A 12,576-nucleotide genomic window follows, 5' to 3' on the forward strand; every position below is an offset into this window, starting at 1 on the left:
GCTCAAATTGCTGCCGGGTGACCGAGTTGGTTTTCGCCAATTCCTGGAAACGCTTGAAGTCACTCTCGGCACGTCTCAGCCGCACGCGTGCCAGCTCCACGTTCCCTTCTGCTGCCTGGGTATTGAACGACGAGCTCAACGCAGTTTGCTGTGCGGTTTCATAACCGGCGCCACTGGAAGCAACATTCGCCCGCGCGTTTTCAAGCTCCGCTTCCGCCTGCAACACCTTTAGGCGCAGGTCCCGGTCATCCAGCACCACCAGTGTGTCGCCGGCTTTCACTTGTTGATTGTCGTTCACCAGCACCCGGCTGACGTAACCGGAAACTTTCGGAATAATGGGGCTGATGTTTGCCTCCACCTGCGCATCATCGGTTTCTTCGTGATGCTGCGCATGGATGTACTTATACACGCCAAATACAGCGCCAACCGTGATGATCAATACCAAAACCGTGGCGAAGACCTTATTTTTCTTTTTTGCTTTTTCCTTTTCCATAATGTATTTCGCTAAGGGCTATTTTAAATTCCCTGTTGATTCCTGTAATTCATAATAAGCGATCATGCTTTCAGCCTTTGCTGTGGCGTAATTGATGCGTGCCTGAAGCAGGGTCACATCGGCCTCCAGGTAGTCGGACAAGATCATCAGGCCGGCATCGAACTTGTTTTTGGAGATGGTGAAGTTTTCGCCTGCCTGCTCGATCGCGGTTTCGTTCAGCGCTATTTTTTCAAGGCTCTTCTGGTAGTTCAGAAATTTCTCGCGCACGTCAATTTTTACCTGGTCGTTCAGCATCTGCTCCGACAACGCTGCCTGGTGCTGTTTGGCTTTGGCTTCCTGTACAACATGTTTGTTGTGGAACAATCCCGTAAGGTTATATTGAAGGCCGAGCCCACCATTCAGGGCGTTGGTGATCGTTACAACGTTTGGGATATAGGCATCCACATAACCACCTGTAACAGCAAGCGAAGGATAACGGGATGCCTTGGCGATCTTCACTGCAGCGTCGCCTGCCTCAGCACGCAACTGCGCTGCCTTTAATTCAGGGCGCTGCTCTAATCCCTGCTGCTGAAATTGTTCTTCGGAAGCAAGCGAAGGTTTTATGAACATCCCCGTTGTATCAAGCTCAAGCGTGGAGTCCTCCGGCAAGCCTAAAAGGATCTGCAGGTTATACTGGGCCAATGCCGCATTGTTCAACACTTCTGTACGCGCCAGTTTGATATTGTTCACCTGTAACTCAGCTTTCAACCGGTCGTTGCGTGCCAGCAAGCCCTGCGCTTCCAGATTTTTGAATTCCGTTACCCGTTGCTCTGCCTGTTTCAGGTTCTGATCGAGCAGCTTGCTGGTTTCCTGTAACTGATAATATTGAAAAACAGCCCGGGCGGTGTTGGCCAGTACCTTCGACGTTGTGGTGTTGTGATCGTAGGTGGCTGCTTCCTTCAGATACTGCTGCATGATCCGGTTGTTACGGATCCTGAATCCTGCGAAGACAGGCTCACTGATGGTCAGCTGCGCGAGGCCAATGCTGTTCAGTTTTGCAAAAGCAGCGAAGGGACTTTCGCCACCGCTGCCGCCACTCGGTTCGCCGGAACCCGACATACTTACTTTGGGTGTGTTCACCCGCAGGTACGTTGCGCTTGCCTTCACTTCCGGCCACGCCTGGTCCTTGGCCTGTGCCAGTTTTGCCTGCGCGATCGCTACATTCTCTTTGGAAACTTTCAACTCTTTGCTGTTCTCGATGGCGAGGTGAAGTGCCTGCTGCAAGCTTAGTTTCGTGGGCTGGCCCGAGGCATGCAACACTGCCAGCGCCAGCAGGATACTGAATAGATGTTTTATATTCATACGATTATTTCCGCTTTAAAAAAATATTGATCAGTTGACTACTATGTTCCCGCAGCCTGGTCTTCAGCTTGGCGTCGCTTTCTTTCACTACGAACTTGAAGCCGGCATTGGTGACCTGATGGAACAGCCCAAACAGCGTGCCCAGCGTAAGCTCGATGTCGATGTCGTCGCGAAAGACCTTTGTTCGCTGGCCTTCTTCAATGATCTGCCGGATCTCCTGACGGTTGCGTTTTAAGATCTTGATAACCTTTTCGCTTACTTCCGGGCGATGTACGGTCGATAATTCCTGGTGCAGCATCTGGTAGAATTTCCGGTTCGCAAAGATCTTGTCGATCATGGTCTCGAGGGCGGTTTGCATTTTTACCGCCGGATCTGCCTCCGATTTATTGATATCGGTTAACCGGATATAGGTCTCGTTCGCACGCTCTTCCACAATGGTGATCAGCAGTGCTTCCTTGGATCCGAAGTGATAATTGATGAGCGCGATATTAACATCGGCTTTCAATGCAATATCCCGAACGGTTGTGAAGTCGAACCCCTTTTCTTCAAATAATTCTTTGGCTGCCGCCAGAATCTTTTCGCGTGTCATGACCTAATAACGCACAAAATTAAACAATTGTTTAAAATTTAAACGATTGTTTAAAATAAAGGTGTGGGGTTGCTAACGCAATCGTTTGGTTGTGGTGTGAAAGGTTGAAGGGTCCACGGTCGAACGGTCCACGGTCCACGGCAAGGTTTAGGTTGTTGGTGAAGAACACCAACAACGGCGGGGGTGGGTTTGTTGCTGCTGGTAAAAAAGGATGTGTTACTTGTGGTGAAGAACACCAACAAGGGCGCGGGAGCATCAACAACGGCGTGATGGTAGGTACGAGGTATGTCCCGATAGCTATCCGGGATAAGAGGTACAAGTTGGCGGATCCGTCCGTGGTCTGTGGACTGTCGACCGTGGACTAATTAACTCTTATTCGCAAGCTGTCCGCAGGCGGCGTCGATATCTTTGCCGCGGCTTTTGCGGATGCGGGTGGTAATGCCGTGCCGCTCCAGCAGGTCCATGTACATGTTCAGCGCCTTTTCGGAGGCTTGCTGAAACTGGCCATCATCGATGGGGTTGTATTCAATAAGGTTTACCTTGCACGGAATGACCTTGCAGAATTTCAGCAACGCTTGCGCGTGTTCTTCGGTGTCGTTGATGTCTTTCCACACCACGTACTCATAGGTCACTTTGCGCTTGGTCTTTTGGTACCAGTATTTCAATGCTTCGGCGAGCTCTTCAAGGGAGTTCGACTCGTTGATGGGCATGATGGACGAGCGTATATGGTTGAGGGCCGAGTGCAGGGAAACGGCCAGGTTGAACTTGACGCCGTCATCGGCCATTTTGATGATCATTTTTGCGATGCCTACTGTAGACACAGTAAGTCTTTTGGAAGCCATGGCGAGGCCCTGGTGCGAGGTGATCTTCTCTATGGCCGCTATCACGTTGGCATAATTGAGCAGCGGTTCGCCCATGCCCATAAATACGATGTTGGTCAGCGGCCTTCCGAAATAAAGCTCGCTTTGCTGCTTGATCGCCACCACCTGGTCATAGATCTCGTCAGGATTCAGATTTCGCATACGCTTCAGGCGCGCCGTTGCGCAGAATTTGCAGTCGAGGCTGCAGCCCACCTGTGAAGAAACGCAGGCGGTGATCCTCTTTTCGGTAGGGATCAGTACGGACTCCACGATGAGGCCGTCGTGCAGGGTCACGGCATTTTTAATGGTGCCGTCGGCGCTCCGCTGCATGTGGTCTACCTTGATGAAGTTGATGGTAAAATGGGTCTTCAGCAGCTCCCTGACGGCAAGCGACAGGTTGGTCATGTCGTCAAAGTCCTTGACAGATTTTTTCCAGAGCCATTCGTGTACCTGCTGGGCACGGAAGGGTTTTTCCTTATGCTGAACAAAGAAATCCTTTAATTCTTCGAGCTTTAATTTGCGTATGTCCCGCTTTACTGTCGTTTCAACCATCATGCAAAGGTAACAACAAAGAACGGTAATCTTTGATTCACAGCAGGATGCGGAAAACCTTTATTTTAACCGGAGGAATATGCGGGTTTCGCAGGGCCGTGAGGAATTGGAAATAATGAGGGAATCGGCCGAGAATTTATCCACCATATAGCTGTTGCTGATGGTTTGCGATTTTTTATCGAGGATCATCAGTGTTTCACCATCGAACCGGTACAGGAAATTCTTGTTGTTGGACGTTTTCTTTTTGGTGAGAATGCGGGTGGACTCTTCGCCCGCCATTTTCTCCTTGAAGACCACCACCTGCGCTGAGGGAGAACCCATCTCTTTCATATCCTCGATCATCCGCTGCGCCGTATCGTTGGCCGCGGTCATGTTCTCTTCCATACAATTGCTTTGTTTTACCAATTGCCAGCTTCCGACAATGGATTGCGCCCTTACGCCGAATGAAAAACTGCCAAGTACGATCATCCAACCTGTAAAAATTATTGATTTTCTTACGTTCGGGTTCATAGCTTTTGTTTTCTTTACCCTAATGTACTCAAAATCCAAGCCAGCATGAAAAAGATTCTACTCTTCCTTTTAGTGTCATTGTCTGTTTTTTCCTGTGCCCGGAAAAGTGACAATCTCATTGAAGGGCTTATGGAAGCACATCCCGATCAGTTTAATGATATCCTTCAGAACAAGGACCGGTACGAGGTGCAGGTCATTTATACGCAGATCGACCGCAACGAGAAGAACGAGCCGTCATTCAGGTCCTACTATTTTAATGTGGATAGCTCCCGGTATTTCTATCCTGCCTCCACGGTGAAATTTCCGCTGGTATTGCTTTCGCTGGAAAAACTTCACCGTTTAAATGTCGACAAGCTTGATAAGTTTACGCCCGTTTTTCACGATAGTTTATACGCAGGACAGCGCTCTGTGGCTCAGGATACCACTGCTGAGAACAGACTGCCATCCGTTGCACACTATGCAAAGAAGATCCTCGTCGTGAGCGATAACGACGCCTATAACCGTTTATATGAATTCATGGGACAGTCGGAGGTCAATAAGATCCTCCATGAAAAAGGCTACACTGCCACGCGGATCCTCCACCGGTTGGAGCGGCCCCTCAGCCGGGAAGAGAATGCACACACGGAGGCAGTGCGTTTTATGAACGGAAACACCCTCGTCTACGGGCAGCCGATGCTGGTGAACAATCCGCTCATAGAAGTAAAAGAGAAGATCCTGAAAGGGAAAGGTTTCAAAAGGAGGGATTCACTGATCAACGAACCATTCGATTTTACCTATAAGAATTTTTTTCCCCTGAACGAGCAACAGGAATTGCTGCGTGCCTTCCTGTTCCCGGCCAGCGTTGCCGAACAGAAAAGGTTCGACCTCACGGAAGATGACAGGGCGTTTGTGCTGAAGTACATGTCGCAGCTACCGACCGAAACTATTTTCCCGCCTTATTATGCCGACACCTCTTACCACGACGCAAGCTGCAAGTTCCTGATGTTCGGGAACGGTCATGAAGCCATCCCCGAAAACATCCGCATCTTTAATAAAATAGGCGATGCTTACGGATTTCTTATCGACAATGCTTATGTGGTCGATTTTAAGAACGGTGTTGAATTTATGCTCAGCGCCGTGATCAATACCAACACCGACGAGATCTACAACGATGGAAAATATGCCTACCGGGAGTTAGGTTTTCCGTTCATGAAAAACCTGGGACAGGTGATCTACGAACATGAGCTCACACGTGTTCGGAAGCACAAACCAGATCTCTCGGCGTTCAAACTTGTTTACGACCGTTCAAAACAACAGGCAGTAGGCAATTGAGCAGTAGGCAAATTGTCCACAGTCGACGGTCCACAGTCCACAGACGGGCGGAGCGAAATCTACTTTCGTACCTTGTAAATCATACTTTCTGGTACGGCCGTGGACCATGGACTGTGGTCCGTGGACTCATACAATCACTGGAATCAGTGGTTGATTAACTGGATTTCTTGCCCGATATTTCAGGCTTTTGTTCATCGACCAATATGAAAAGCAACGCTATTGTTATTACCGGGGGATTGCTGGATACCATTGCAGCAAAAACCGCGCATGGCCTGATCAGGGGAACGGATCGTTTTAATATCATCGGGATCATCGATCATAAATATCCCGGCAAGGATGCGGGCGAAGTGCTGGACGGCAGAAAACGCAACCTCCAGATCTATGCTTCGATCGCAGATTTTGTTTCATCCTCCAAAGAAAAAGCCAAGTATTGCATTGTAGGTGTTGCTACGAAGGGCGGCGTGATCCCTGAGTCGCTTCGGGCCGTGCTGAAGGAAGCACTCGAGAACGGTTACAACCTGGTGAACGGCCTGCACGAATACGTTTCGGACATTCCGGAGCTGGCGGACCTTGCCAAACAAAAAGGACTGGAGATCATCGATGTGCGCAAGCCCAAGAAGGTGAAAGACCTTCATTTCTGGTCGGGCAAGATCAAAGAAGTAAAATGCCCCAAGATTGCCGTGCTGGGAACAGACTGCTCCATGGGCAAAAGGACCACCACCCGTTTCCTGGTGGAAGCGATGCGCAAGGCTGGTTACAAAGCTGAGATGATCTACACCGGACAAACCGGATGGATGCAGGGCGCGAAATACGGATTTGTTTTCGACTCAACACTTAACGATTTTATTTCAGGTGAAATGGAACACGCAGTTCACACGTGTTACATGGAAGCGAAGCCTGATATCATTTTTATCGAAGGACAGTCGTCATTGAGAAACCCGAGCGGGCCTGCGGGTGCGGAGTGGATCGTATCGGCGGATGCCGACGGCGTTGTACTGCAGCATAACCCCCCGCGCAAGCAATACAAGGACATGGAATTTTATCCGGCCTACATTCCCGATCCGAAAGACGAGATCGCCCTGATCAAAATTTATGGCGCCAATACAGTAGCCCTGACGGTGAACACTGCGAAGATGAAGGAGCAGGATGCGCGCGACTATGCCAGCAAGTATGAGAAGGACCTAGGGATTCCCGTGGTGCTGCCGCTGGAAGATGGTGTTCAAAGCCTTGTTCCTTTATTCGAGGCGATGATCAAAAAAGCAGCAGCCACGGTGTAATACAAGAATTTAGAATTTAGCATTTAGAATATAGAATGGGAAGCGCGGATAATGCAACCTGATTATTAAAGATCGCGGATGAAAATCAAGAATATTAAAGTCTGGAACGCAGACCTCGGCAACACGAAGCCCTATACCATCGCTTTTAAAACAGTTGATGAGGTGCGGAATGCTTTTGTGGAGATCACACTCGATAATGGTGTTACGGGCATCGGTTCCGGAAACCCCAGCGAGTACGTTGTTGGCGAGAACCTCAGCCAGACGTTGGAAGCGTTGCAAGAGAAGAACCTGGATTTTCTTGTCGGCCGCGATATCCGCGACTTCTATCAGCTCACCTTCGAGGTGCAGCAGAAGTTCCCGAAGAACCCTGCCGCACGTGCCGCCCTCGACATTGCCCTTCACGATGTGTTCACCAAATTTCTCGGCGTGCCGCTGGTGAAGTTCCTCGGGCAGAAGATCAAGACCATGCCTACGTCCAATACCATCGGCATCAAGAGCGTGGAGGATACTTTAAAAGAGGCTGCAGAATACATCAAGAACGGTTTCAAGGTACTGAAGGTAAAACTTGGCAGAGACATCTCAGAAGATATCGAGCGCCTGGTGAAGCTGCGTGAGAAATTCGGCAACAGCGTGGTGATCCGCATCGATGCCAACCAGGGTTATAGTGTTGATCAGACCATCGAATTTTATAAGAAGACCACACACCTCAACATCGAGCTGATCGAGCAGCCCCTTCCTGCAAAGGCTGTAAAAGAAATGAAGGCCCTGCCTGATGAGATCAAGCTGAAGATCGCTGCCGATGAGTCGCTGATCTCTCCTAAAGATGCGCTCGAATTGGTGAAGCCACCCCGGGCCTCGGCCATTTTCAACATCAAGCTGATGAAGTGCGGTGGCGTGAGCCAGGGATTGAAGATCGCCGACATCGCCTTACAAGAGGGCGTTGATCTTTTCTGGGGCTGCAATGACGAGAGCATTGTCAGCATCACCGCAGCGCTCCATGCGGCCTTCTCGTGCACCAACACAAAATACATCGACCTCGATGGCAGCCTTGACCTGGGCCGCGACGAAGTAACGGGCGGATTTATTCTGAAAGACGGCTACATGTACTGTTCGGATAAGCCAGGCCTTGGGTTAGACAGGCTGGTGTAAGTACGAAATACGAAATACGAGGTACGAAGTAAAATACCCTTCTATGTAAGAAAGCACACTGTTGTAGGTGACAAGCGTACCTCGTACTTCGTACCTCGTACCTTTTCCCCTTCTTATAAGTAAAGCTCCCCCTCACCCACCTCCAGCGATAGGCAAACGATCGGCCGTAACAAATACCAAGTATTTGGTATTGCCGATGCTCTTGTCGTGCGATAAGTTTAAAAAAAATTTGGCTAACTAATCTTACCTGAGGTGTATGAAGACTTTCCCCGGAGTTTTCTGTATGGTGCTGGTATTTTTCTTTTTTTCTGCTCATGCCCAGCAGACTACCTCCGCCAGCAAAAGCAATTATGACAGAAAAGGAGTGAACGCTGATGTTCGTGTGGCCTACCGTGTGCAGAAATGGGGGAAGCAGGAAGTGTATTTTGCCGTTGCAGCACGCGTTACCATCAACGCTATGGGCGGCTACAATTACAACGGACAGGTTTACAAGTCTGAGGTACCCGGTCTGATGGACGTGCTCAACAAAACGGGCGCTGAATTTCCAACGGTAGTATTTGATGTCTATTATAACGGCACCAAGCAGGGAACGAAGAAATTTTCCATTGCTGCGGATGATGACCTCGGTACCTTAACAGGCGATGGGTTTGCTTTCAGCACCTCTGAAGCTGCAGCGAAGAATCCTGGTGGCTGGACTTTGCAGGCCGTAAGTCTTGAATCATTCAATTACCACCCTGACCCTACTGCCTGGATGGGCGCTGAATATGCCATCAAAGATTATTTGAAAGCAAACGAGCAGCGAAAAAAATATGATGAGCTGCTCAGGCAAGCCGATGCGGCATTCAACGCCGCAAGAACCGTGGAAGACCTTGGCAAAGCAAGGGCCCTGTATCACCAGGCGCTGGCATTTCTGCCGGAAGAAAATTACCCGAAGCAACGAATTGAGCAGATCGACCAGAAGATAAAGGATCTGCGTGATAAGGAAGCGCAGGCGAAGGCCGCCGAAGAAAAAAGAAAAGCGGAGGAAGCCGAGCGCAAAAGACTAGACGACGAGCGGAAAAAGAAAGAGGAGGAAGACAAGAGAATCGCCGCGCAGAAAAAAGCTGACGATCAGAAAAAAACGGAAGAACTAGAGATAGCGGCCGCCGAACAGGCAAAACAGGACGCGATTCAGAAAGAGCAAGACGAAAAAGAAGCCGAGATCAAGGCGGCTGAAGACAAAGCCGCTGCTGAAAAGGCTGAAGCTGATCGGATCCAAAAAGAGAAGGATGACGCTGATAAAAGGGAACGGGAGTATGCGGAGAAGCGCGACAGAGAAAAGAAAGAGGATGATCGCTCGTGGAAGATGAAAGAATCGATCGAAAGCTTGACTGAAAGCAGGCTGAGCCGTGAATGGGAGATGGCAAAAGCAGCATGGGATGCCAATCCTCCTACCGGAGCGGAGAAAACAAAACGATATGACCAGGCAACGGCGATCATGGCCGATGCAAGGCTGGTGGGCATTGGCGCGGATGAAAATTCAGTTATTGAGGCGATCCATTTATATCCATATCACCCCGAGGTCACGCGATGGATCGAAGATGGTGGCTCCAAGGCGGGATGGGATTACCTGGAAGCCGATTATTCGGTACGGTACAAGGGACTGCGTGAGTATTACCAACAATCGTTGAGCTATGCAGATCAGCAGAATATGGCACGGGGCCAGATCCAGTTCATGTCGCGGCAATTTTCAGAGATGGCAAGTCTCAAGCACAACTTCAGCAATCCGCAGGCCCTGATCGAGTCAGTGAACAGAAGGATGAGCCTCATCAGCCAGCAAAGGGACCAGGCCACGCAGTTTCACCTGGATAACCTGGATGCCAAGCTGAAGAAGAACGAGACGCTGAACAGTGCTACGGCAACCCAGGCCGACCGTACTGTTGCAGCCATTGGCGAAGGTCTTACTTCTGCCGTCGATATGATCAACAGCGCCAGCCAGGCCAAACGCGCCAAGGAGCAGCTGGAGTATGAGAAACGTACGCAAATGGAGAACATCCGCGATGGCATTATTGACGATACCTCAAACGGTATCGCTGAGCTCAAAAGCTCTCTCTTCAATACAGACAACCAGGAAGCGGAGAATGCAGCGCTCAACAGCTATTACAACCTTACCTGTTATCAGGAACAGGTGCGGACCCAATTCAACTACAATTCTACCAGCTGGTATGACAACTATTGCCCTAATACCTCAGGAGATCAGCACTTCAGAAACCTCAGGCCGTTGAATTCTTCTTCTCAGGCTTTAAATGTAGCCAGCCGGAAAGCGCAACTATACGCTTCCACTAAAATTGAATCGTTCAAGGAGGCCGCTTTGTTCAGGCTGGGTGATGTGGTGAAGAACAGCAATGACAACGCCGAGAACCTGTTCTATTCCTATCATATCTATCAGCAGCTGAGCTCCGATGAGATCGAAAAGATCCAGTACCAGTTTGCCAAACATGCTGTGTTTCCGGACCGCGAAGAGGCTCAGTATCTCAGCGCTGAAAAACGATTGAAAGAGATCATCCACAACTGCATTCAGAAAGAAGATGTAAAGACCTTCACGGCGATTGTGGATAAGAAGCTGCATCGCCAGATCGGTCAGCATTTCAGTGATGTGAGCATTCCTGCCATGATCAAAGGCGATAAGAGCGCGATTTTGTCGCTCCTGCTGAAGAATGACCAGGAATTCAACACGCAGCAGCTCAAGAATGGCTTGCTGATCGAGTCGCTGGTGGCAGATGCTGATGCCAACACAGCGGTGCTGGTGGCCAACGGTGCCGATATCAATCAAAAACTTGCTGACAAAAATCAGAAAGAGGTACCACTGGTGCTGCTGTTCTCGGAGAAAAAGGCCAAAACCATAACGCACCTGGTGGCCAGGAACACAGACTTCATCGCGATCAATGTTCTATTGACAGATGCTAAAAGCAAGGAAAGGTTCTATGGCAAAATGCTGCAGACGGCAGTGACCCAGGATAACATCTTTGCCATGAAAGCAGTTTCAGCGTATAGCCGTCCGCTGCTGGTAAAGAGCGCCAACAGCAATCATCAATTATTTGAGGAAGCCACGAATAGCAGCAGCGCCAAAGTGCTCGACTCGCTCTTCAGCTACAGCACCAATGATCTTGACAAGAACTATCTCGTGTTCAATTCCGCTAACCTGGCGGTGTTCAACGTGTTGAAACGACGCGGCCTCGACCTCAACTACAAGAACGCCGAAGGACTTACCGCGCTGCACAAAGCGGTTGAGAACAACGATATGGCTGCAGTCACCAATCTGGTGAGCGCGGGCGCAGACGGTGCCGTTCACAGCACCAAAGGTTTTTCACCAGTGCACCTGGCGGCGTATAGTAAGAACAGCATGGCCCTGGAGGCAATGGTGAAAGCCGACAAACGAACGGCCGCCGTGAAAGACAAAACATACGGATGGACACCGTTGCATTTTGCCGCGCGCGAAAACTACCTGGATGGTTGCAGAATATTGATCGAAAGTGGTGCCGATAAAAAAGCGAAAGACAACTGGGGACGAACGCCTTACAAAATTGCGAAAGAAAGATATTTTGTTTCTCTTAAAAATGTGCTGAAATGATGCGGAGATTACTAATTGTTGTCGTGGTTGTCACGGTTCTTTACAAGCACGGCTCAGCGCAAGATCTGAATCCTGAATATTATCAACCGTACGTGATCCCGGTTTCTTTTGCGGGCAACTATCTCAAAATAGAATACGGGGCATTGATGGGTTCGAAACAGCCAGCACCGGAAGCGTACACGTTCGGCATGCTGAACAATATGCTGCAGGGCACGTACAAACCCAAGTTCAAATCCATCGCCTCATTCGAGATGGGCTGGAGCTTTCCCAAGACAAAGATCCGTGATGTTGAGCAGCGTAACTTTGGGGTGACGGGTGACATTTCCCTGAAAGGACTGAAAGCGCCGTTCGATCTGAAAGGTCCTACCGACAAGAACATCAAAGCAACATATACAAAAGCAATTTCAGCTTATTCATTCGGTGCAGGGGTAAATCTCAACTACAGGTTTCTGCGGAAGCATTTTGTGCGGGTGGGTCTTAAATTATATCCTACGTTGCTGATGTGTCCTGATATGTTTGTGCAGATCACAACACCCAACGCTACAAATGAAGCCAACAGCAGCCGGTCCGTGATCACGGCGGGCAAGCAGAACCCAGTGAAGAACGGCGTGATCAGCAAATATGATTCGAAGGCAACGTCGGTGTTCACGCTGCAATATGCGTATGGGGCAGACGTGATCCTTTTCAAGACCTTTATGGCGGGCATCAGCTATAATCACGCCGTGATCAATGCCGATTACAAATATTATAACGACAGCCGGAATTCATTTGGCCAGCCAACGCTCACCACCAAGAGCTTTAAATCCAACCTCAATTACTCGCATGTTGCGCTGCGGGCAGGTTTTTATTTTTCCAGGGGTTATCGGTAATCAAACGGGTGATAT

10 protein-coding genes are annotated in these 12,576 nt (G+C 49.6%); 5 read left to right on the forward strand and 5 right to left on the reverse strand.

Annotated features, from left to right (window positions below; all coding sequences use genetic code 11):
• From KK083_RS27805 to KK083_RS27830, 5 genes are all read right to left on the reverse strand, one after another.
• Nucleotides 1-493: HlyD family secretion protein (locus KK083_RS27805; RefSeq protein WP_254169415.1), on the reverse strand; the 493-nt coding region annotated here is incomplete at its 3' end.
• 18 nt (nt 494-511) lie between these two features.
• On the reverse strand, nt 512-1,834 hold the full coding sequence (locus KK083_RS27810) for a TolC family protein (RefSeq protein WP_254169416.1): 1,323 nt from the start codon (nt 1,832-1,834) through the stop codon (nt 512-514).
• A 4-nt stretch (nt 1,835-1,838) separates the two neighbouring features.
• Nucleotides 1,839-2,423 (reverse strand): TetR/AcrR family transcriptional regulator, encoded by a 585-nt coding sequence (locus KK083_RS27815; protein WP_317195254.1) that lies wholly within the window; start codon nt 2,421-2,423, stop codon nt 1,839-1,841.
• Nucleotides 2,424-2,788: 365 nt separating this feature from the next.
• Nucleotides 2,789-3,835 (reverse strand): dual-specificity RNA methyltransferase RlmN, encoded by a 1,047-nt coding sequence (gene rlmN, locus KK083_RS27825; RefSeq protein ID WP_254169461.1) that lies wholly within the window; start codon nt 3,833-3,835, stop codon nt 2,789-2,791.
• A 60-nt stretch (nt 3,836-3,895) separates the two neighbouring features.
• Nucleotides 3,896-4,345, reverse strand: a complete 450-nt coding sequence (locus tag KK083_RS27830) for a hypothetical protein (protein ID WP_254169417.1) — start codon at nt 4,343-4,345, stop codon at nt 3,896-3,898.
• 45 nt (nt 4,346-4,390) lie between these two features.
• On the opposite strand from KK083_RS27830, the gene KK083_RS27835 reads away from it, so the two are divergent.
• The 5 genes from KK083_RS27835 to KK083_RS27855 all read left to right on the forward strand — a co-directional run bounded on the left by KK083_RS27835 (nt 4,391) and on the right by KK083_RS27855 (nt 12,561).
• Nucleotides 4,391-5,656: a serine hydrolase gene (locus KK083_RS27835; protein WP_254169418.1), complete on the forward strand. Its 1,266-nt coding sequence runs from the start codon at nt 4,391-4,393 to the stop codon at nt 5,654-5,656.
• 203 nt (nt 5,657-5,859) lie between these two features.
• Nucleotides 5,860-6,933, forward strand: a complete 1,074-nt coding sequence (locus KK083_RS27840) for an N-acetyltransferase DgcN family protein (protein ID WP_254169419.1) — start codon at nt 5,860-5,862, stop codon at nt 6,931-6,933.
• Nucleotides 6,934-7,011: 78 nt separating this feature from the next.
• Nucleotides 7,012-8,082, forward strand: a complete 1,071-nt coding sequence (locus tag KK083_RS27845) for a mandelate racemase/muconate lactonizing enzyme family protein (protein ID WP_254169420.1) — start codon at nt 7,012-7,014, stop codon at nt 8,080-8,082.
• Nucleotides 8,083-8,338: 256 nt separating this feature from the next.
• Complete coding sequence (locus KK083_RS27850) at nt 8,339-11,692, forward strand: ankyrin repeat domain-containing protein (RefSeq protein ID WP_254169421.1); 3,354 nt, start codon at nt 8,339-8,341, stop codon at nt 11,690-11,692.
• Entirely contained in the window at nt 11,689-12,561 is an 873-nt protein-coding gene (locus tag KK083_RS27855) for a hypothetical protein (protein WP_254169422.1), read from the forward strand. Before KK083_RS27850 ends, KK083_RS27855 begins: the two co-directional genes overlap by 4 nt.
• Nucleotides 12,562-12,576 lie beyond the last annotated feature (15 nt).

This window comes from Chryseosolibacter histidinae (assembly GCF_018598225.1).
In the GTDB taxonomy this organism is placed as follows: Bacteria; Bacteroidota; Bacteroidia; order Cytophagales; family Cyclobacteriaceae; genus Chryseosolibacter; species Chryseosolibacter histidini.

Bases quoted from the DNA above. Each gene is read 5' to 3' on its own strand.
- KK083_RS27810 (WP_254169416.1), bottom strand. From the start codon at position 1,834: ATGAATATAAAACATCTATTCAGTATCCTGCTGGCGCTGGCAGTGTTG.
- KK083_RS27815 (WP_317195254.1), bottom strand. From the start codon at position 2,423: ATGACACGCGAAAAGATTCTGGCGGCAGCCAAAGAATTATTTGAAGAA.
- rlmN (WP_254169461.1), bottom strand. From the start codon at position 3,835: ATGGTTGAAACGACAGTAAAGCGGGACATACGCAAATTAAAGCTCGAA.
- KK083_RS27830 (WP_254169417.1), bottom strand. From the start codon at position 4,345: ATGAACCCGAACGTAAGAAAATCAATAATTTTTACAGGTTGGATGATC.
- KK083_RS27835 (WP_254169418.1), top strand. From the start codon at position 4,391: ATGAAAAAGATTCTACTCTTCCTTTTAGTGTCATTGTCTGTTTTTTCC.
- KK083_RS27840 (WP_254169419.1), top strand. From the start codon at position 5,860: ATGAAAAGCAACGCTATTGTTATTACCGGGGGATTGCTGGATACCATT.
- KK083_RS27845 (WP_254169420.1), top strand. From the start codon at position 7,012: ATGAAAATCAAGAATATTAAAGTCTGGAACGCAGACCTCGGCAACACG.
- KK083_RS27850 (WP_254169421.1), top strand. From the start codon at position 8,339: ATGAAGACTTTCCCCGGAGTTTTCTGTATGGTGCTGGTATTTTTCTTT.
- KK083_RS27855 (WP_254169422.1), top strand. From the start codon at position 11,689: ATGATGCGGAGATTACTAATTGTTGTCGTGGTTGTCACGGTTCTTTAC.